Source organism: Streptomyces sp. NPDC017095, from assembly GCF_044332325.1.
Classification (GTDB): Bacteria; Actinomycetota; Actinomycetes; order Streptomycetales; family Streptomycetaceae; genus Streptomyces.
On sequence record NZ_JBIROU010000014.1, the window covers coordinates 160782 to 182242 of the forward strand.

Sequence of the window (21461 nt, forward strand, 5' to 3'; positions counted from 1 at the left end):
ACCTTGTCACCCCTCCCCGGCGGACCGGGCGGAACACCTCTCCCCATAATCGGACAAATTTCTCGTTTCGGATGTACAAGCGGCGGTACTCCGACCACAACGACCGCCGCCGTCATCCCGACGGCATGACCAGTTCCTTCACTCGGGCCTTTCGCACCACCGTCGCGTCAGTCCGCCGGAGTTCTGGCGGTCGCACCCCGCAGCCAGCCGCATGGCATCCTTCCGCGCATCAGCAGGTGAGGCCGGAGCGACGACGGAGAAGCACGCACCACTTCACCGAGGTATGCGATGCCAGAATCCCCCCGGACTGCTCCCGCTTTGAACAACCGAACACTCGGTGCGTCACCGAGCAGCCAGTTGGAAACGCCGGGTTACGACCGGCGGCGGATCGAACCCGCCATCGTGCATTTCGGGGTCGGCGGCTTTCACCGGGCCCATCAGGAGGTTTATTACGACGAGTTGGCGGAACTGGGTTTCACCCGCTGGGGAGTCGTCGGCGTCGGAATGGGACGGCCGGAGATGCGGCAGGTCCTCGACGCGCAGGACAATCTCTTCACCGTGGTCCAGCGGGACGGTGACGACAGCACGGCGAAGGTCATCGGGAGCATGGTCGAGTACCTGCTGCTGACCGAGGACCGGGCCGGGGTCGAGGCGCGGCTGGCCGACCCGCGCACGCGGCTGGTGACGCTGACGATCACCGCCGACGGCTACGCGCTCCCCGCCGACCCCGGGCGGGCCCGCGACTCGGTGTTCGGTCTGATCGTCGACGCCCTGGACCGGCGCCGCCGCGCCCGCCACGCCCCCTTCACGGTGCTGTCGTGCGACAACCTGCCCGACAGCGCCGCCGTCACGCGCGAAGCGGTCATGACCCTGGTCGGACGGAAGGATCCCGCACTGGCCCGGTGGATAGCGGAACGGGTCTCCTTCCCCGACAGCATGGTCGACCGCATCACCCCCGTGACGAGTCCGGGAGACCGGGACGGGGTCGAGGAGGACTTCCGGGTGGGCGACCGCTGGCCGGTGATCACCGAACCGTTCACCCAGTGGGTGATCCAGGACGACTTCTGCAACGACCGGCCCCCGCTGGACCGCGTCGGAGCGCTCTTCGTGGACGACGTGGCACCGTACAAACTGATCAAGAGCCGGATCCTCAACGGCACCCACTGCGCACTGGGCTACGTCGGATACCTGGCCGGTCACCGCAGGACCGACCAGGCCCTGGCCGACCCGGCCGTGGCCGGCTTCGTCCGGCGCCTGATGCGCGAGGAGATCGCGCCGCTGCTGCCCGCCGGCGTCCCGGGCATGGATCCGTACGCCTACTGCGACACCGTGCTGGAACGCCTGCGCAACCCCGGCATCGGGGACCAGCTGGCCCGGCTGTGCCGCCGCGGCTCGACCAAGATGCCCGACTACCTGCTGCCCTCCCTGCACGCCGCGCACGCCCAGGGCCGGCCCCGCGCCCGGCTCGCCTTCGCCGTCGCCGCGTGGATGCGCTACCTGCGCGGGACGGACCTCGACGGTGCCCCGATCGACGTACAGGACGCCCGCGCCGGCGAACTGCGGGCGGCGGCCCTCCAGGGCGGCGACGACCCGGCGCCCCTGCTGGCCGTCACGGACGTCTTCGGCGGCCTCGTCGGCGATACCGACGGCCTCGCCGTCATCCGCGCGGCCCTGGCCGGCGCGTTCACCGACGGCAGGAATCTGCGCGCTGCACTCTCCTCGCCGGCCCGGCAGGTCCGGCCGGCGGTGCGTTCCGCCACCCCCCGACCGCAGGAGTCCCATGAGCATCCCCGATCTCGCCGGCGTCACGACACTGCTGCTTGACGCCGACGGCACCCTGTTCCCCTCCGAGGAGCCCGCGTTCGTCGCCTCCGCCACGGTGACGCAGGACTTCGCGCGCCGCTTCGGCCTGACGGGGGACTTCTCCCCCGGGCACCTGCGGCGCACCACCACGGGCAGGAACTTCCGCACCACGGCCCAGGACCTCGCCGGACAGCAAGGCGTCCGCCTGACGGCCGCCGAGCTGGAGGAGTGGGTGAAGCGCGAGAAGACCGAGGTGACGGCCTACCTGAGGCGGGTCCTCAGACCCCGGCCGGATGTGGTGGCGGCCGTAGCGGCGCTGGACCGCCGTTACCGGCTCGCCGTGGTGAGTTCCAGCGCGCTGACGCGGCTCGCCGCCTGCTTCACCGCGAGCGGCCTGGACGGTCTGCTGCCGCGGGACCGCCGGTTCAGCGCGGAGGACAGCCTGCCGGTGCCCACCAGCAAGCCCGACCCGGCCGTCTACCGCTTCGCCCTGACCCGGCTCGGTGTCGCCCCCGCCCAGGCGCTCGCCCTGGAGGACTCCGCCACCGGGGTGGCGTCCGCGGTCGCGGCGGGCGTCACCACCGCCGGCCTGGTGCAGTTCGTACCGGCGGACGAACGACCCGGCCGGACCGAGGAGTTGTACGGCGCCGGGGCCGGCTGGGTGCGGTCCGGCTGGGGCGAACTGACCGCGGACCTCACCGGCGACGCGGTACCGGTGGCCTCATGACCGGCGTGGAGCGCACGGACGGCTTCACGGTGCCCGCCTCCCCCTTCCGGGCACCGCCCGGACGGGCCTTGCCCGCACACGCGCCCGGAGGCGGCCCCGGCTCCGGGCGGCCGGGCGCGTCCCGGCCCCGCTCGCTGCCCGGATACCTGGTGATGCCGCGGCCCAAGGACGCCGTCAAAGGGCTGCTCATGCCGTTCACCTTCGTCCTGGCCGTGGCCGCGGGCGCGGACGCGACGGGACGGACGGTGGTACGCGCCCTGGTCGTCTGGGGAGCCCTGGAACTGCTCGTCTATCCCGCCCGCTACCAGTGGAACGACATCCGCGGGTTCGTCGCCGACCAGCGCCACCCCGCCGAACGGGACCGCGGGCGGCTGCCGGGACCGGTCGAGCGCGTCCGGGACCGTGTCACCGCCAGCAGCGCGGTCACGGTGGCGCGTCTGGCGGCCGTCGCGGGCCTGGCCCTGGCGCTGCCGGGTCTGCGCCTGTCCGGGATGCTCGCGGCGGTGACCGCGGCGGTGTTCGGCGTGGCCGTCGTCTACGAGGCCCTGCGCGCCAGGGGCACCGGCCGGACCGCCACGGTCCCGCCCCCCGCCCGCCCGGCCGTCGTCGCCTTGTGGATCGTGGTGGGCGCGGGTTACGTGGTGCGCGGGATGACCGGGCTGGCCCTCGCGGTCGACCTGGGCCGCCGCCCGGCGCTCGCGGTGTCCGCGGCCGTGGCCCTGTGGGCGTTCGGGATCGCCTTCGTCACCAGCAGGTGGGTCCTGGAGAGCCTGGCGTTCGGCGCCGTCGACCACGGCAGGCTGACGTGGACGGCGCGGGCCGACCAGGCCCGTGAGCACCTGCTGGCGCTGGTGCGCTGGCTGCCATCGCAACCCGACGCCGCCCCGGCCGACTGGACGCCGCTGTGCCGGCGCACCTCGTGGGCCGCCCCGTGGAACCTGGCGCTGCTGGTCGCGGGCACGGCGTCCGCCGTGACGGGATCCCTGCTCGTCACGCCCGCCTCGCCGGGACACGCCCTCGTCGCCGCCGCCCTGGGCGCGGTCACGACCGCGGCGGTGGTCCTCCTGCCGGGGCGGCGTCTTCCGGTGGTGGCCGCGGGTGCCGTCCTGCAACTCCTGACGCTGGTCCTCACCGGGCAGCCGCGTCCGGCGGCGGCCCTGCTGCCCTGGCTCGCCGTCATGGCCGCCCACCTCGTCTTCGGCAGCCGCTCCCTGCACACGATCGGGGCGCCGTCCGCCCGTCTGCGGTCCCTGGCGGCGGTTCCCTTCGCCCCGCTCGCCCGGGCGGTGTGCGGGCAGGCCACCTGGGACGCCCTCCGGAAGGAACACCGGTGAACCTCGACGACCTGCTGAGTCTCGCTCGTGACGCCGCTCGGGCCGGTGCCCGTACCGCCGCCTCCTGGCGCGGCCGCGCCCACCGGCTGCTCGTCGAGGAGAAGGCGGGCCCCGACGACCTGGTCAGCCAGGCCGACCGGGACACCGAGCACGCGATACGCGCCGTGCTGGCCGAGCACCGGCCGTACGACACGGTCCTGGGCGAGGAAGGCGGGACCACCGAGGGCCGCAGCGGAGTGCGGTGGATCATCGACCCGATCGACGGAACCACCAACTATCTCTACGGACGGCCCGACTGGGCGGTCAGCGTGGCCGCGGCCGAGGCGGACAGCGGCCGGCCGCTCGTCGGCGTGGTCGTCGAGCCCGCCCTCGGCCTGCTGACCGAAGCCCGGACCGGCACCCGCACGAGCGCCGACGGTACGCCGGTCACTCCGCTGCGCCAGCACGACCTCTCCCGCGCCCTGGTGGAACTCAACTTCGGCCGCCCCGGACAACGTTCCCTGGCCGGCCCCGCGGTCAGCGCCCTGTTGCCCCGGGTACGCGACCTGCGCCGCGGGGGCAGCGCGGCGGCGGCCCTCGCCCAGGTCGCCACCGGCCGCGCGGACGGCCTGTGGGCACCCGGGCTGCAACCGTGGGACTGCGCCGCGGGAGTCCTCCTGGTCCAGCAGGCCGGCGGAACGGTCGGCGACCTGACCGGCCCCACCCCCGGCACCCTGCCCCGCACCGGCGACGTACTGGCCGCTCCGCCGACCCTGTGGAACTCCCTCCAAGCCCTTCTGGCCCCGGTCTACTCGGCGGCCGGGGCCATCCCGGAACCGTCGGCCGGACCACGATGACGCCGCGCACCGCGACCCCTCGTACAGGAGTTTGCGAATCCGCACAACGGGCTACTCGACGGCCGTTGCATCGACGGGCGGTGGCGCCAGCAGCCGCAGTACGGCCGAAGGAGTGACGCGCGCCCAGGCGTGAAGCCCGCGACTCGTGCGGCGCGTGTGCGTTACCCACGCCTGGCTGGGAACCCGGCAATCGCCCGGAGCAAGCACCATCGGATCGCCCGGGCAAGCACATCAGGAGGAGGTCGGACGCATGCCCAACCCGCAGCAACCCGAGATACGGCGCAACGACAAGGGCGCGGCCACCCCCGAGGACAGCCGCCAGTTGAAGGCGGATCAGGGGGGCGGCGGCGTCAGCGGTCACCCGCACGGTACGGACAAGGGCGACAAGGGCGGAGGAGAGGGCGGAGGCGTGCCTCCGGCACAGCAGCCCGATCACCCCTGAGCCTCCTACGACACCCGGTCGGACGGCCCCCGCGAGGGGCCGTCCGGTGTGTCCGGGGCCGGCGGCGCTCGCGTGGAAGCGGCCGACCAGGCGGTGGTTGCTCCTACGAGGTGTCCTGTCGGGCCGGTTCCGTCAGCGATCAGGCGTCGTGCCTGACAGTCTTTCGAATCCAGTCCGAGTAGGCGGGAACGCTGCTGTAGAGCCCCGGCCCGTCCGAGCAGGCGACGCCCGGCGCGCCGGGTCCCGAGGTGGCCCCGACCAGCTCCCCTCGTCCACGCCTGCCCTTGCGCGGCTGCGGCCCGCCGGAGTCACCGAAACATGCCATGGCGTGGGGCACGCGGCTGATGGTGCACAGCCGGCTCGGGTCGGCGTAGCCCGGGGCACACTCGGCGGGCTCCTTGGCTGGGCATCGCGGACGTGTCCAGCCTCAGGGTCCGGGCGACCGCCGGACCATCGGGACAGCAGGCGAAAGCGCAGGCCAGGCAGCAGGCCCCGGCACGTGGGGATACCCCCGGGTTCACGGCCGGGGGCGCCCTTGCCATTCCGGGCAGCCGGACGTCACCGGGCCGGACCGCCGCCGAGTGCCGGAGGCCGCCGCCAGGTACGGAAGTCCGCCGCCAGGTGCGTAAGGCCGTCGCCGGAGTTTCGCCGGGACGACGCTGGGACACCCGGCCGTTCCCGGGCGGCGCAACAACCGAGCGAAGGGGCCGTCATGGCGTACGACGAGAGGGCCGGCCGAGCCGTGGTGACCGGGGCGTCGTCGGGGATCGGTGCCGAGTACGCCGCCCGGCTGGCCGGTCGGCACTGGGACCTGGTTCTGGTCGCCCGGCGTGCCGAGCGACTCGGCGTCCTGGCGGAACGGCTGTGGGAGGAGACCGGGGCCGAGGTGGAGCCGATGGTGGCCGACCTGGCCGATTCCGCCGACCTGAGGCGGGTCGCGGAGCGGATCGCCGCCGAGGACGTGTCCCTGCTGGTGAACAACGCCGGGATCAACGGTTACGGGCCCTTCACCGAGGCCGATCCCGCCCTGCTCACCAAGGTGATCGACGTAAATGTCACGGCGCCGACGGTGCTGACCCGTGCCGTCCTCCCCGGCATGCTGGCACGCGGCCGTGGCGCGGTCGTCAACGTCGCCTCGCTGCTCGCGTTCGCCGGCGCCCTGCCGCCCGGCCCTCTCCCCCACCGGGCCGTGTACGGGGGCACCAAGGGGTATCTGGTGACGTTCACCAGGACACTCGCCGCGGAACTGGCCGGCACGCCGGTGCGCGTCCAGGTCGTCTGCCCCGGACTCACCGCGACCGAGTTCCACCTCGGCACGGGCGAGGCCCCCGTACCCGGGGAGGCGCGGGTGCACGACGAGGGCGGGATGCCCGCGGCCGACGTCGTCACCGCGTCCCTCGCCGCCCTGGAGTCCGGTGAGGTGGTGTGCGTCCCCGGCCTGCCCGATCCCACGGCGGTGGCCCGGCTGGCCGACGCGGAACTCGCCCTGCGTGACGGATCCGGTACCGGTCTGGCCTCCCGCTACCGCGCGGGAGACCACGGACTCGCCGGCCGGGAGCGCCCGCGGTGAGCGGGGCGCACGCGCCGGGGAGCACTGCGATGGAGGCGTGGGGCGGTGGTGTGCCCAGGTGACGGCGGATGCGGTCGGACGGCAGGGACCGGCAGGCGCGGTGATGCGCGCCGCGCGCCCGCGGGAACACACAGCGTGACGTTGGCTGGAAAGCGGCTGGCTCCCACCCGTCGACAGCTTCCACAATCCGGAAGTTACGACTTACCGGCACCATGGGAGGAAAAGCGATGAGGCTACGCATTTCCCCGCGCACCCAGGCGGGCGACGAGGGAGACGGCAACCCCGGCACCCCGTGGACGCCGCCGGAGGAGCCTCCGAGCCCCGACGGCTCCAGCCCGGAGGGTGACGGAAAGCATCGCAAGTGACAGCCGCCGCTCCGCGTGCGGACCGCCCCGGCCGCACCGAGCTGGGGCGGGCCCTCATGGCGTCGGGTGCGCTGTCGTCGGACTGGGCGCCGTCGTTCTCGGCCGTCGACCGCGCCGCGTTCCTCCCGGAGCTGATGTGGCCCTACGACCTGTCGCGTCGCGCGAGTGTCCGCGTCGACAAGCGGACCGACCCGGACGCCTGGTACGCGGCGGCCGACAGCGACGTTCCCATCGTCACCCAGTGGGACGACGGCGCGCACCCGGGTCCCGGGCCGGGGAAGCTGGCCACCAGTTCCTCGTCCATGCCCTCGACCGTCTTCTCCCTGCTGCGGGACCTGGACGTGGAAGCCGGCATGCGGGTGCTGGACGTGGGCACGGGCACGGGTGAGACGGCGGCCCTGCTGAGTCATCGGCTCGGGGCGTCGAACGTGACGACCATCGAAGTGGACGCAGCGGTGGCCGCACTGGCGCGCGACCGTCTGCTCAGGCTGGGGTGTCACCCCGGGACGGTCGTGGGCGACGGGTTCGGCGGCCACCCCGACGCGGCCCCCTACGACCGGATCCTGGCCACCGCCGGCATCCGCCGACTGCCCGGGGAATGGATCCGGCAGACCCGCTCCGGCGGCGTGATCCTCGCCCCCTGGGGCACGGCCTACGGCAACGCCGACGCCATGGCCCGCCTGCGGGTGGAGGGCGACACGGCCACGGGGCCCTTCACCAGGCTGGTGGAGTTCATGAAGCTGCGCGCGCAACGCAGCCCCGCGCTCCGCCCCGCCGACTACCTGACCGCGGGTCCTCTTGAGCACGCCGACCAGACCACGGTGACCCTCACCGAGGAGGAGTTCCTGACCGGCCAGTTCACGGACCTGCCGTTCGTCCTCGGTCTCCGGGTGCCTCGGTGCCGCCAGGCAGCGGCGGACAAGCGGGACGGCGCCCGGCCCGTCTGGTTCTACAGCCTCCACGACACCTCCTGGGCCTGCGTGATGTTCCGCGACGGCCGGCACCGCGCCTCCGTGTGGCAGTCCGGGTCCCGGCACCTGTGGGACGAAGTCCGTGCCGCCTACGACTGGTGGAAGGAGCGCGGATGCCCGGGAGTCACGCGGTTCGGCCTCACCATCGACGCGTCCGGCCAGCGCGCCTGGCTGGACGATCCCGCGAACGAGTCCTGGCCCATTCCGGAATAGGCTGAACAGGCCGGTTGACAGCTCGTTTTGCCGACCGGCCGAGCCGCCACTAGGCTGGTGATGCGCACGGGCAAGGAGGCTTATATGCTCTTCCCCGATCCCTTCCCGGACCTGCTGACGCCGGACTTAGGAATGGCTGCGGCGTTGACAGCAGCGCAGGCACAGACGGCCGTTACCTTCCCGGCGTCGGGGGTGAACCTGGATTCCCCCCTTTCGGTGGCGGCGGTGAACGACCCGACAACTGCTTCCCCTTCCTTCTCCTACGCGGGTTTCCGTGACACGGAGATGCATTTTTCAGGCAGCATGTTGAAGGTCGCGGCCATGCTTGCCGCTTTCGAACTGCGGCAGAGTGCCAACGATTTCGCACTCACCGAAGGCTCCTGCGCTTCCGCCGTGGTATTCGCCGACTTGCAGGCCGCATTCGATCAAAATATACGGAATGCCGCCCCACGGTTCCTGACCGAAGCAGGTATCACCGATTCCATGCGGGTCCCCAAGTACCCCAAGATCTTCGGGCCACCGCAAGGTCTCGCGAGCGGCGGCTGCTCGATGTCGTTCAGCACTGCCTACGCGGCCGCCGTTCGGGGCATGATCGTACCCAGCAACAACGACCAAGCCTCCACCTCGATCCAAGCACTCGGATACAGCTGGATCAACGGACTGCTGTCCAAGGCGGGACTCTTCGACCAGAATACGGATCAGGGCATCTGGCTGGCCGGGACGTTCACCGGCGCCTTTCCTCCCGTACGGGTGCCGTCCGTCAATGACGGGCCCTCCGCGCAGGCGACCACGACCATCGACATGGCACGGTTTCTCGCCCTGCTCGTCGAGGGCTCGACGCTGGACTCGCGCAGCGTCGACGGCATCGCGTCGGACATGCGTGACCTGCTCTTCGACGCCCAGTCCGTCGGCGACCGCTCTTTCATGACGACGGGAGCACGGCCAGGCATCAGCGGAATCGGCTCGGGCTTCACGATCACTCATAGCAAGATCGGGCTGGGCGGTCTCCTGGCGGGTGGCGTCGTCGCCTCCGAGGCGACCCTCCTCTCTCACGACGACACCGGTCGGCAATTCATCGTCGTGTGGCAGAACCTGCCCAATCTGAACGACCGGCACAACGCGATGTCGTTCATGGTGCGCCGGACCCTCATGAATTTCCTCGGCATCCCCTGACCGAGGAACGTCCGGGATCGACTGCGCCGCCCGCGACACCCGCCCGCCGCACACACCTCACGTGCACACGGGCGCACCCGAGAGGACGGCCACATCATGGGCACCAAGGTCTACTTCTTCAAGAACGGCCAGTACGCACGCTACGACCGCGCGGTCGACGCCACCGACGACGGCTATCCCCTTCCCGTAGCGGGGAACTGGAAGAAGCTGGCCGAGAGCGGGTTCGACCAGCCCGACGCCGCCCTCAACCTGGAGGACGGCAAGCTGTACATCTTCAAGGCGGACACGTACATCCGGTACGACATCACGGCCGACCAGGTCGACGACGGCTACCCGCTCTCCATCGCCGACCAGTGGCCCGGCCTCGGCAGCCTCGGCCCCGGCATCGACGCCGCGGTCAACTGGGGGAACGGCAAGGCCTACTTCTTCCGGGGTGACAGCTACGTCCGGTACGACATCACGGCCGGAACAGCCGATCCCGACTACCCGAAGCGGATCGCCGACACCTGGACCGGCATGGCGGCCGCGGGCTTCGGTACAGGGCTGGACGCGGCGGTGAACTGGGGGAACGGCAAAGTGTTCTTCTTCAAGGACGGCAACTACGTCCGGTACGACATCGCCGGCGACCGGGTCGACGACGGCTATCCGCTGCCGATCGCCGGCCAGTGGCCCGGCCTCGCGGAGGCGGGGTTCGGTTCGGGCATCCGGGCCGGCACCGACCTCTTCGACGGCCGCCAGGTGTGGCTGCCGGACGCCGAACGTCTCCCGGCGGCCAAGAACGGCCCCCGCTACCTCGCCCTCCCCTGGCGCGGTGTCCTGCACACCACCGAAGGGGCAGGTGTCGACGGGGCACTGCAGGAATTCCGGGCCACCAACTTCTGGCCGACGGTGACGATCGAGCCGAACACTCTCCGCGTGATCCAGCACCTGCCCCTCAACACGGGCGCACGAGCACTCTCGGACAGCGCCACCGCGGAGAACGCGGCCCGCTGTGTCCAAGTCGAGATCGTCGGCTTCGCAGCCCAGACCCCGACCTGGGCACCCGAACAGCTGGCCTTCATCCGGGACGTCGTCCAGCAGATCGACACACTCGTGCCGATCCCGCGCACGTCGGGACGTACCTTCTTGGACGCCGGCGGCGTGAACGCCACTCCCGGTAACAGGATGTCGGTCGACGAGTGGAAGCGGTTCTCGGGCTGGTGCGGCCATCAGCACGTGCCGGGAGAGTCCCACTGGGACCCCGGCGCGATCGACATCTCCACGATCCTCGGCTGAACCGACGCCGGGGCATGGCGCCGAAACGGCGACGGCGGGCCGGCGAAAGGCGGCCACCGCCGTGAAGGACGGCCACCACACACCGCGGGACACCCAAGTGCAACCCAAGGAGAAGGACCTCAAGAGCCGCGCGTGGGCCGGTCCCCGGTGTCAGTGCCGTATGCCAACTTGGAGCGAAAGCGTGCGACATGGCGGAGGGGAAAGTGTCAGCAGCGAGTGACGGCTGGGCCGGTATGGGCTGGGACTGGACGGATGCCGACGACGTGCGACGGCGCCTCGGCGAAGGTGCCGATCCAGAGAAGGGGAGCGGGGGCCGGCCTCTGCACCGCGCAGCCGCGTTCGGGTCCCGCGAGGTCGTCGCCGAGTTGGCCGGCCGAGTCGTGGAGGTGGACGCGGTGGAGAACGGCGTGACGGCGCTCTGGGAGGCCGTCGTGTCCAGGAAGCCGGAGAACGCACGGGCCCTCGTCGCTGCCGGGGCCGACCCTTGGCGGCTGTCGCTCGGCGGGTGGTCGCCCGGGCGGCTGAGTCTGGCCGGGCCGACGCCCGACCTGTTCCCGGTGCCGGAAGGGGTGCGGCTGACCGTCAGGGAGCGTGCGGCAGCGCAAGAGGCCGATCGGCTCACCACGGCATTGGGCACCTTCCACTATGACGGTACGGGGCTGGCCTGCGTGGCCGGCATCGACGCGGCCGAGGCGGTGCGCCGGCTGGAGGCGGCGCCGGTGAAGGGCGAAGTCATCGAGGAACTGCTGGAAGATCCGTACGAGTACGACATGGACGAGAGCTTGCGGATCATCGGCGTGACCTCCGTGCCGGGCGGCTGCGTCGTGACGCAGCCCTGGGGATACGCGCCGCAGATGCCGGGCGTGCTGACCCGGCTGTCCGCCGACACCTTCTGCTACGGCTTGTACGCCAATCCCAAGAGCGGCAACCAAGGCAGCATCGCCCGCGAGGGGCACATCGAGGGCTGGGATCTGCACCCGGGCGGGGGACCGTACGAGAACGACACCTCCGAGGAAGTGCTGGCTTCGTACCTCTACCAGCACAACGCCGTGGCCTACTCCTGTGCCTTCGCAGGACTGCGTCCGACCGACGGACGTGCCGTGGCCGGGCCTCCGGATGTCTGGGTGGAACTGCCCCGACGCGACTACTGGAGTGAGTGACCCGAACAGACCATGGTCGGGCGAAGGGAGTTCGTCGTGACCGGTGTCATGGGGAGTGCGGCCGTGCTGTCCGCGGGATGCTCGGAGGACACGGGCACGGCGTCCGCGGGGCACGGGACGGGCCACGAGATGGGTGCCGCGGACAGCTCGGTGCCGCGCACCCCCGCGCTGGAGAAGTACGTCGATCCGCTGCCCCGGCCGGTGACGGCCATCCCCGATCGTTCCGTCTATCCGGGGGCCGACTACTACGAGATCACGATGCGGCAGGGTTCGTGGCGCTTCCACCGGGATCTCGGGCCGGCCACCGTATGGGGGTACTGGGCCGCGAACCCGCACGACCGGCACAAGCCGATCGGCATGGGTTACCTCGGGCCGACCATCAGCGTGCCCAAGGACCACCCGACGGTCGTCAAGTACCGCAACCAACTGCCGACCACCCATATGTTCCAGTCCGTGATCGACCGGATCCGCAAGGGGGACCCGCAGCTCACCCCGACGGCTCCCCCGCCCTACAAGAGCAAAGCGCCCTTCCCCGCGCACATCAGCGTGTGGAACGTCGTCCACCAGCACGGCGGTTACACAGCGCCCCAGTCCGACGGGCCGCCGCTGCAGTCGTTCAGCCCGGACGGCTTCCACGCCGAGGCCTACACCACCCTGGACCCGGGCCGGGTCGCACGCAACGAGGCGATCGCCGCCTACACCAACCACGAACGCGCGTCCCTGCTCTGGTACCACGATCACGGCATGGGAATGACCAGCCTCAACGTCTATGCGGGCCTTGCCGGTCTCTACCTCATCACTGATCCCGCCGAGGAGCGGCTCGGACTGCCGCAGGGCGAATTCGAGGTTCCCCTCATCCTCCAGGCCGCGCTGGGGAACCTGGCCGGCGGCGACGGTGCCGCCCTGGCGTTCACACAGGAGGTCCAGGCCCGCAGGGCCGTCGCCGAGTGCCTGGCGGCCACGACGACCCTGTGGCTGCCGGTGTACGGGCTGGGGGCGGCCGTGCTGGTGGGGGCGGTCATGTGGGGACACGACCGGGCCCGGGCCCGGCGGACGCCCGCCGGATCCTGACGGCCGGTGGCGGTCCGGCGTGAGGACGAGGCGGCCGGGGGCGGGCGGGACGGCGGGCGGGTGTGCTCCGGAAAAGGAGCGGCAGGGTCCTGGCGGTGGGCGGTACGGTGCACCGATGTCAGCGATCAAAAAGTTCCAGGTCACCTTCGACTGCGCGGAACCCGAGCGCCTCGCCCGCTTCTGGTGCGAGGTGCTCGGGTACGTCGTACCGCCGCCGCCGGAGGGCTTCGCCACGTGGGATGACTACCGGCGTGCGCAGCCTCCCGAGCAGCGGGACGCATGGTTCGCCTGCGTCGACCCCTCGGGAGTGGGCCCGCGGCTGTACTTCCAGCGCGTCCCCGAAGGCAAGGTTGTCAAGAACCGGGTGCACCTCGACGTCCGGGTCGGCACCGGACTCGTGGGCGAAGAGCGCCTCGCCGCACTCGAGGCCGAATGCGCACGGCTGATCCCGCTCGGCGCGGTACACGTGCAGACGCTGTACGACGGCAACGACGCGTGCATCCCGATGCTGGACATCGAGGGCAACGAGTTCTGCCTCGACTGAGCGTGTGAACCGCTGCCCGGGCAGCGGGGTCACGCCCTCGGGATCGGCCGTCACGGGACGGCCCGCGGGCGTGACCAGCCGGAGGAACGGGCAGGCGGCGGGGCAGGGGCCGCGCACGGGGTGTGGACCCTGGCACGCCGGTGCGCCGGAGCGGGCCAGCACCGTGACCTATGGCGGCACCACGGCGGCGCGGGCGGCCGGCGGCTCGGCCGTGGTCACCGCCCTGGGGTCGGTCACCTCCGGTTTCGGCCAGGGCAGCGCCGTCACCAAATTCGTCGTGGAGCCCCAGCTGAGCCTGACCGCCTGCGCCACGACCGGTCTTCAGAGCACCAACGGAACCGCCAGCCTGGTCGTCGCCCCGGTCTAAGCGGGCCGCGCACATACAGCGGTTCGCACAGAATTCTTTCCGCGGCCGGCTCCGTGGGGTGGCGAGCCTCACGGTAATCGGCCCTCCGTCGGTACAAAGCGACCCGTCTTCCCATTTCGTGGAGGCGGGTCGTTTGCGTGTGGCCGGGACGTGAGGTCGGGAAAGTGCTGGCCAGGACGGCTCACCACTCGTTGCCGACTCAAGTGAGTAGGGGCGGCTACCCACGCACGCAGTAGTCGCGCGGCGGTATCCACACCTATCGTGATCACGTCATTACGTTTTGGGCTACCGGTGTCCGGAATTCATTTCCCGTGGATCTTCTCATTCGCTCGGGAAAGAGACTCAGGAAAGAGAAAGGAATCGTTGTGGCTGCATGCCGCGATTTTCCGCTCACGTCGTACCAGCATGATATCTGGGCGGCCGAATCCCAGACACCGAACAGTCCTCAGTTCAATGTCGTGATCGAGGAGAGGATCACCGGGCCGGCGGACGCGGCGGCGCTGCGTACGGCGCTCGCCCGGACGCTGGCCCGGCACGACGCCTTCCGGCTGCGGTTCGGCGAGCGCGACGGTGTCCCCTACCAGTGGCCGGCGGACAGCCCGAGCCCCTCCGACGCCCCCGAGGCGCTCGTGGACTGGGTGGACCTGTCCGGGGAGGCGGAGCCGGAGCGTGCCTGGGAGTCCTGGCGGGAGCGTGCCTTCGTCCGGCCGTTCCCACTGCGGGACGCCCCACTGTTCCGCGCGACGGTGGTACGGGAGAGCGCCGAGGTGCTGCACCTGCACCTCGGCGCACACCACCTGGTCGTCGACGCCTGGACGCTCAACCAGGTCAGCCGCGAGACCTGGGCCGAGTACACCCGGCTGACCTCGGACACGGCGGACGGCGCCGGTCCCGGGGACGCGCCCTCGTACCGGGACTTCGTCGCCGTCGACGCGGCCTACCGGCAGTCACCGGAGCGGGAGGCGGCACGGGCGTTCCACCGGACCGCGCTCGACGCAGTGGCCCCGGTGCTCTTCCAGCGTGTCCCCGACCGCCCGGCCGACGCCGCGCGGCGCGGGCACCACACGTTCACGCTCGGCGGTGATCTGGTCGCCCGCATCAGGGCGGGCGGCTCGTCCCCGTTCGCGTACCTCACCGCCGTGTTCGCGGCCTACCTGTCCCGGGTGCACCGCTCGGAGGAGATCGTCCTCGGGGTGCCGTTCCTCAACCGGCTCACCGACGACGAGCGCGTCACCGCCGGGCAGTTCGCCAACAACCTGCCGCTGCGCGTGCCGGTGAGCGACAAGGTCACGCTGCGGGAGCTGGCCGGCCTGGTGCGGGAGCGGGCGAACGCGGTGCGGGAGCACGAGCGGCTGGCCCTCGGCGACGTACTGCGCGACCTGCCGGCGGACGCGGCGGGTTCCCGGCAGCTGTTCGACGTGGTGGTGTCCTACCTGCGCGGACCGCGCCCCGAGACGCCGGCGGACGTGGCGCGGGACGCGGTGATCACGGCTCCGGTCCATGAGCAGGACGCGCTCTCCGTGCTGATCCAGGCGTTCGACGACGACGCCGACCTGCGGATCGAACTGGACTACGCGACGGACGTGTTCGACGCCGACTTCCCGATCGAGGCGGTCGCCGGCCACCTGACGACCCTGGCCGAAGCCGGGCTCGACGAACCCGGGCTGCCGGCGGCGGCGCTGCCGGTGCTCACCGCGGCCGAACGGGACCGGCTGGCCGGGTTGCAGCAGGGCCCCGAGGTCGCGTACCGCTCCGACGCCACGGTGCACGGGCTGTTCGAGGAGCAGGCCGCGCGCACCCCGGACCGGGTGGCCGTGACCGCGGCCGACGGCGGCGAGCTGACCTTCGCCGAGCTGGAGGCCCGCGCCAACCGCGTCGCGCACGCGCTGCGGGCCGAGGGCGTCACCGCCGGCGACCGGGTCGCCGTACTGCTGGAGCGCGGGCCGCTCACCGTGCCGGCGCTGCTCGGCGTGCTGAAGTCGGGGGCCGCCTATGTGCCCGTCGATCCCGCCTACCCGGCCGAGCGGATCGCCTTCCTGCTCCAGGACAGCCGGGCCCGGGCCGTGCTCACCGGCCCCGGAGCGCCCGAGCCGGACGTCCCGGCCGGGGTGCCCGTGCTCGATGCGCGCCGGGCGGTCGGCGAGGGGCCGACCGGCCGGCCGGAACCGGTGGCCGGGCCGCGGGACCTGGCGTACGTCATCTACACCTCCGGCTCCACCGGCCGGCCCAAGGGCGTCATGGTCGAGCACCACTCGGTGGTCAACCGGCTGGCGTGGATGCAGGCCCGGTACCCGGTCGGCGCCGGTGACATCCTGCTGCAGAAGACGCCGGTCTCCTTCGACGTGTCGGTGTGGGAGCTGTTCTGGTGGGCGGTGGAGGGCGCGGGGCTGGCGCTGCTGCCGGTGGGCGGCGAACGCGACCCCCGGGTGCTGCTGCGCACCATCGCGGACCGCGGGGTCAGCGTGCTGCACTTCGTGCCGTCCATGCTGGGCCCCTTCCTCGACCTGCTGGAGGCGGAACCCGCGCTGGTCGCGCAGGCGGCGAGCCTGCGGCAGGTGTTCTGCAGCGGCGAGGCGCTGCCCGCCGCCCGGGTCGAGCAGTTCGCCCGGGTGCTGGGCGCCCGGCCCGGCGGCCCGGCGCTGACCAACCTGTACGGGCCCACCGAGGCCACCGTGGACGTCTCGTACCACGACTGCCCCACCGTCCCCGGACAGCCGGTGCGGCGGGTGCCGATCGGCCGTCCGGTCGCCAACACCGCGCTGCGGGTGCTCGATCCGTACGGCGCGCCGCAGCCCGTCGGAGTGCCCGGTGAACTGTGCATCGGCGGTGTCCAGGTGGCCCGTGGCTACCTGGAGCGGCCGGAGCTGACCGCCGAGAAGTTCACCGAGGACCCGTTCGCGCCGGGCGGCCGGCTGTACCGCACGGGTGACCTCGCCCGGCTGCTGGCGAACGGCGAGATCGAGTACCTGGGCCGGATCGACGGCCAGGTGAAGGTCCGGGGCAACCGGGTGGAGCTGGGCGAGGTGCAGAACGCCCTGGCGTCGCTGCCCGGCATCCGCGACGCCGTGGTGGTGGACCACCACAGTCCCGCGCTCGGCACCCGGCTGGTCGGCTACTACGTCGCGGACGAGGAGCGCGACCCGGTGGCGCTGCGGCACGAACTCGCGCACAGCCTGCCGGAGTTCATGATCCCGGCGGTGTTCGTGCGGATCGCCGCCGTACCGCTGACGCCCAACGGCAAGGCGGACCGGCGGGCCCTGCCCGCCCCCTCCGCGACGCACGACCGGCCCGCCCACACCGAGCCCCGCAACGCCGCCGAGACCGCCTTGGCCGAGGTGTGGGCCGAGGTCCTCGGGGCGGAGCGGGTCGGCGTGTACGACGACTACTTCGCGCTCGGCGGCGACTCGATCCTGATGCTGCGGGTGCGGGCCCTGGCCGAGCGCCGCGGCTACCCCTTCGACCTCAGCGACCTCGTCCGCAACCCCACCGTGGCCGCGCTGGCGCCGCTGACCACGGCCGGCGGCCCGGCCGAGCAGCCGGTCCTGGAGCCGTTCGCGCTGGTCTCCGGGGTGGACCGGGCCGGGCTCGAGGAGCACGAGGACGCCTGGCCGGCCAACCGGCTCCAGCTCGGCATGCTCTTCCACAGCCGGGTCGAGCCGGACTCGGGGATGTACCGGGACGTCTTCCGCTACAGCTTCGCGTTCGCCGCCTGGGACCCGGAGGCGTTCGCCACCGCCCACCGGCTGCTGCTGGCCCGGCACCCGGCGTTGCGCTCCTCCTTCGACCTCGGCGGTCGCGCCGAGCCGCTGCAGATCGTGGACGCCACGGTGGAGGGCGCGCTGGAGATCGCGGACCTGCGGGACGTTCCGGCCGAGGAGGCGGAGAAGGTCATCGAGGCGCACATCGAGGAGCGCCGCCGCCATCCCTACGACGTCGAGCGCGCCCCGCTGCACCACCTGCGCGTCCATGTGCTGCCGGCCAGTGCGGAGCTGGTGCTCAGCTTCCACCACGCCATCCTGGACGGCGGCAGCGTCGCCACGCTGATGCGGGAACTCCTCCAGGACTACGCCCACCTGCTGGGCGAGCCGATCAAGGCCGTCCCGGACGCCCCGGAGGCGATGGCCGCCCATCATCTGCTGGCCGAGCGGCGGGCGTTGGGCTCGGCCGAGGCCCGGGAGCACTGGGCCGGTTACCTCGCCGGGGCGCCGCAGCTCCAGCTGGCCGGGTTCCGGCCGCACGAGGCGCCCGGCAGCGGGGAGCAGATCACCCGCCGGCTGGACCTGCCCGCCTCGCTCACCGAGGCCGTGCGGGAGTTCTCCCGCACCCACACCGTGCCGGTGAAGTCCGTGCTGCTGGCCGTGCACCTGCTGACGCTGCGGCTGTTCTCCGGCCAGGACGACCTGGTCACCGGTCTGGTCTCGCACGGCCGGCCGGAGCTGGCGGACGCCGAGCGGGCCACCGGGCTCTTCCTGAACACCGTGCCGGTCCGGGTGACCGGCACCCCGGACAGCTGGCTCGACGCCGTACGGGAGGCGTTCCGGCAGGAGCAGACCGGTCACCCGTACCGCCGCTATCCGCTCAGCGCGATCCAGGAGGACCTGGGACACGGCGTCCTGGACACGGCGTTCAACTACATCCACTTCCACCAGCTCGCCGAGGTGTTCGCGCTGCCCGGCATCCGCTCGCTGGACTTCCGGACCTGGGAGGAGACCAACTTCGCGCTGCTGGTCAACGCCGTCACCGAACCCGGCGGCGGCGGGATCTGGCTGCGCATGGACTACCAGGGCCGGCTGTTCACCGAGAGCCAGGCCGAGCTGCACGGGCGGGCCTTCACCGGCATCCTGGAGCGGGTCGTCGGGCACGGCGAGGAGCCGGTGGACTTCGGTTTCCTCGCCGAGCCCCTGGGACCGGTCCCGGCGGCCCGGCCCGTGCCCGACGTGGTGCGCGCCTTCGAGGAGCGGGCCGCCGGCTCCCCCGACGCGATCGCGCTGGTCCACGGCGACCGGCGCTGGACCTACGCCGAGCTGGCGGACGCGGCCGACCGGGCCGCCCGGCGGCTGACCGCGCTGGGCGCGCGGCCCGGCGCCCGGGTGGCCGTCGCCATGGAGCGCTCACCGGAGACGGTCGCCGTCCTGCTCGGTGTGCTGAAGGCGGGCGCCGCCACCGTGCCGCTGGACACCGCCTATCCGCGCGAGCGGATCGCGGCCATGCTGGAGCAGGCCGACCCGGTGGCCGTGGTCACCCACGCCACCACCGAGACCGACGCCGCCCACCTCACCCAGCGGCTCGGCAGCGGCCGGGGCAAGCCGGTCGTCCGGGCCACCGCGCTGCTGGACGCGGCGGACGGCGCGGCCGCCGAGGGCCGGCCGCCGGCCGCCCTGGACCCGGCGTCCGTGGCGTACCTGCTGTTCACCTCCGGCTCCACCGGCACGCCCAAGGGCGTGGAGATGCCGCACCGGGCGCTGGCCAACCTGGTCGCCTGGCAGAACGCCGAACCCAGCGGTGTCGCGGGCGGGGTGACGGCGCAGTACGCGCCGCTGAGCTTCGACGTCTCGTTCCAGGAGGTCTTCTCCACGCTGTGCGGCGGGGGCACCCTGCTGCTGCTGTCCGAGGAGCAGCGCCGTGATCTGCCCGCCCTGCTGCGGCTGCTCGACCAGGAGCGGGTGGAACGGCTCTACCTGCCCTACGTCGCCCTCCAGCAGCTCGCCGAGGCGGCGCACGCCCTGGGCACCGTGCCCGGCTCGCTCAAGGCGATCCTCTCCTCCGGTGAGCAGCTGAGGGTCACCGAGGAGATCCGCGCGCTGTGCGCCGCGCTGCCCGGGGTGATTCTGGAGAACCAGTACGGGCCCACCGAGTCCCATGTGGTGACGCGGCACACGATGACCGGGGACCCGGCGGCCTTCCCGCCGCTGCCGCCGATCGGCACGCCGGTCGACGGGGCCGAGGTGCTGGTGCTGGACGCGCGGATGCGTCCGGTGCCGCCCGGTGTCACCGGCGAGATCCATCTCGGCGGCGTCTGCCTGGCCCTCGGCTACGCGGGCCGCCCGGACCTGACCGACGAGCGGTTCGTGCCCCGGCCCGGCGCTCCGGGCGAGCGGCTGTACCGCACCGGCGACCTCGGCTACCTGCTGCCGGACGGCTCGGTGGTGTGCACCGGACGGTCCGACTCCCAGGTGAAGGTGCGCGGTTACCGGGTGGAGCCGGCCGAGGTGGAGCTGGCCATCACCCGGTTCGCCGGTGACCACCCGGGGCTGACGGAGGCGGCGGTGGTCGCCCGGCGCCGGGACGGCAACGACTCGTTCCTCGCCGCCTTCCTGGTCGGCGACCCGGACGGGACCGACCTGCCGGGCCTGGTCAAGCAGTTGCGCTCGGCGCTCCCGGACTATCTGGTGCCCTCGCACTTCCAGTGGCTGGACGCGCTGCCGCTCACCCCGAGCGGCAAGCGCGACGACAAGACCCTGCGCGAGATACCCCTGACCGCCACGGGCGGTTCCCGGGACGTCACCGCGCCCCGCGACGCGTACGAGACGGTCCTGGTCGAGATCCTGCGCGAACTGCTGGGCGTGGACCGGCTCGGCGTGCACGACGACATCTTCGCGCTCGGCGCCACCTCCCTGACCGCGATGCGGCTGGTGGTGCTGATCGAGCAGCGCTACGGCACGGCCGTGCCGCTGTCGGAGTTCGTCGCCGCGCCCACGGTCGCCGAGCTGGCGGCCCGGCTGCGGGCCGGCGGCACCGTGGCCGGGTTCGACCCGCTGGTGCCGATCCGGAAGGAGGGGGACGAACGCCCGCTGTTCTTCGTCCACCCGATGGGCGGCAACGTGCTGTGCTACATCCGGTTCGCCTCCCATCTGCCGGCCGGCCGGCCGTTCTACGCCCTCCAGGCGGCGGGCGTCGACGCGGGCACCGAACCGCTGCACGGCGTCCCGGAGATCGCCGCGAGCTATGTGGCGCGTATCCGCGAGGTCCAGCCCGAGGGGCCGTACCTGATCGGCGGCTGGTCCTTCGGCGGCTTCGTGGCCTTCGAGATGGCCCGGCAACTGCGCGCCCAGGGGCAGGAGGTGGGCCGTCTGGTGCTGCTGGACACCACCGCCCTGAACCCGGGCCGCCGGCTGCGCACCAGCGACGACGCGCTGCTGAGCTGGTTCTTCTGGGAACTGCTGTGGCTGCGGCGCGGCGGTGACTCGCCGGAGGAGGTGATCCCCGCGGAACTGACCACGCTGGAGGAGAAGTTCGACTTCATCGCCCAGCTCGCCGTGGACGAGGGCGTGCTGCCGCCCGGGGCCACCGGAGCGGTCGTCCACCGGCTGTTCCAGGTGTACGAGGCGAACTGGCGGGCGGCGTTCGCCTACCGGCCCGACGTGGTGGACCAGGACATGGTCCTCATCCACGCCAGCGAGCCGCTGCCCGAGGTGCTGGACACCATGCACACCGCGATCCAGTCCATGCACCGTGACCCCACCAACGGCTGGCGCGAACGGACCAGCGGCGAGCTGACGGTGATCGACGTGCCCGGCGACCACCTGACCATCATGGAAGAGCCGCACATCGCGCACGTCGCCCGAGTGGTCGACGAACTGATCGGGGAGTGAGATGACAGCGGAAACCGG

General features: G+C 72.3%; 15 protein-coding genes and 1 pseudogene. 15 read left to right on the forward strand and 1 reads right to left on the reverse strand.

The window, feature by feature from the left end; translation table 11 throughout:
* Positions 1 to 318 precede the first annotated feature (318 nt).
* From ACH4OA_RS26355 to ACH4OA_RS26375, 5 genes are all read left to right on the forward strand, one after another.
* The gene (locus ACH4OA_RS26355; protein WP_397971372.1) at positions 319 to 1824 is read left to right on the forward strand and encodes a mannitol dehydrogenase family protein; all 1506 of its coding nucleotides are present in this window, start codon (positions 319 to 321) and stop codon (positions 1822 to 1824) included.
* The gene (locus ACH4OA_RS26360; RefSeq protein ID WP_397971375.1) at positions 1781 to 2530 is read left to right on the forward strand and encodes an HAD family hydrolase; all 750 of its coding nucleotides are present in this window, start codon (positions 1781 to 1783) and stop codon (positions 2528 to 2530) included. Before ACH4OA_RS26355 ends, ACH4OA_RS26360 begins: the two co-directional genes overlap by 44 nt.
* Positions 2527 to 3864 (forward strand): hypothetical protein, encoded by a 1338-nt coding sequence (locus ACH4OA_RS26365; RefSeq protein WP_397971378.1) that lies wholly within the window; start codon positions 2527 to 2529, stop codon positions 3862 to 3864. The genes ACH4OA_RS26360 and ACH4OA_RS26365 overlap by 4 nt, the downstream gene beginning before the upstream one ends.
* Entirely contained in the window at positions 3861 to 4700 is an 840-nt protein-coding gene (locus ACH4OA_RS26370) for an inositol monophosphatase family protein (RefSeq protein ID WP_397971381.1), read from the forward strand. Before ACH4OA_RS26365 ends, ACH4OA_RS26370 begins: the two co-directional genes overlap by 4 nt.
* Positions 4701 to 4950: 250 nt before the next feature.
* Entirely contained in the window at positions 4951 to 5142 is a 192-nt protein-coding gene (locus ACH4OA_RS26375) for a hypothetical protein (protein ID WP_397939589.1), read from the forward strand.
* 139 nt (positions 5143 to 5281) lie between these two features.
* Here the strand turns inward: ACH4OA_RS26375 and ACH4OA_RS26380 are convergent.
* Positions 5282 to 5533, reverse strand: a pseudogene (locus ACH4OA_RS26380) (trypsin-like serine protease); the annotation flags it as partial.
* A 321-nt stretch (positions 5534 to 5854) separates the two neighbouring features.
* On the opposite strand from ACH4OA_RS26380, the gene ACH4OA_RS26385 reads away from it, so the two are divergent.
* The 10 genes from ACH4OA_RS26385 (at position 5855) to ACH4OA_RS26430 (ending at position 21443) form a co-directional block, all read left to right on the forward strand.
* Complete coding sequence (locus tag ACH4OA_RS26385) at positions 5855 to 6712, forward strand: SDR family NAD(P)-dependent oxidoreductase (RefSeq protein WP_397971384.1); 858 nt, start codon at positions 5855 to 5857, stop codon at positions 6710 to 6712.
* Between the two features lie 227 nt (positions 6713 to 6939).
* Positions 6940 to 7077, forward strand: a complete 138-nt coding sequence (locus ACH4OA_RS26390) for a hypothetical protein (RefSeq protein WP_365876853.1) — start codon at positions 6940 to 6942, stop codon at positions 7075 to 7077.
* On the forward strand, positions 7074 to 8261 hold the full coding sequence (locus ACH4OA_RS26395) for a methyltransferase domain-containing protein (RefSeq protein ID WP_397971387.1): 1188 nt from the start codon (positions 7074 to 7076) through the stop codon (positions 8259 to 8261). Before ACH4OA_RS26390 ends, ACH4OA_RS26395 begins: the two co-directional genes overlap by 4 nt.
* A gap of 84 nt (positions 8262 to 8345) precedes the next feature.
* On the forward strand, positions 8346 to 9434 hold the full coding sequence (locus ACH4OA_RS26400; protein ID WP_397947126.1) for a hypothetical protein: 1089 nt from the start codon (positions 8346 to 8348) through the stop codon (positions 9432 to 9434).
* A gap of 96 nt (positions 9435 to 9530) precedes the next feature.
* Positions 9531 to 10709, forward strand: coding sequence for a hemopexin repeat-containing protein (locus ACH4OA_RS26405; protein ID WP_397971390.1), 1179 nt, complete (start codon positions 9531 to 9533; stop codon positions 10707 to 10709).
* Positions 10710 to 10897: 188 nt separating this feature from the next.
* Positions 10898 to 11869, forward strand: coding sequence for an ankyrin repeat domain-containing protein (locus ACH4OA_RS26410; protein ID WP_397971392.1), 972 nt, complete (start codon positions 10898 to 10900; stop codon positions 11867 to 11869).
* 36 nt (positions 11870 to 11905) lie between these two features.
* Positions 11906 to 12940, forward strand: a complete 1035-nt coding sequence (locus tag ACH4OA_RS26415; protein ID WP_397971395.1) for a hypothetical protein — start codon at positions 11906 to 11908, stop codon at positions 12938 to 12940.
* A gap of 115 nt (positions 12941 to 13055) precedes the next feature.
* A complete protein-coding gene (locus ACH4OA_RS26420; RefSeq protein ID WP_397939596.1) occupies positions 13056 to 13484 on the forward strand; it encodes a VOC family protein in 429 nt (142 codons plus the stop codon).
* A 163-nt stretch (positions 13485 to 13647) separates the two neighbouring features.
* Positions 13648 to 13851 (forward strand): hypothetical protein, encoded by a 204-nt coding sequence (locus ACH4OA_RS26425; protein WP_397971398.1) that lies wholly within the window; start codon positions 13648 to 13650, stop codon positions 13849 to 13851.
* Positions 13852 to 14216: 365 nt separating this feature from the next.
* Positions 14217 to 21443, forward strand: coding sequence for an amino acid adenylation domain-containing protein (locus ACH4OA_RS26430; protein WP_397971431.1), 7227 nt, complete (start codon positions 14217 to 14219; stop codon positions 21441 to 21443).
* Positions 21444 to 21461 lie beyond the last annotated feature (18 nt).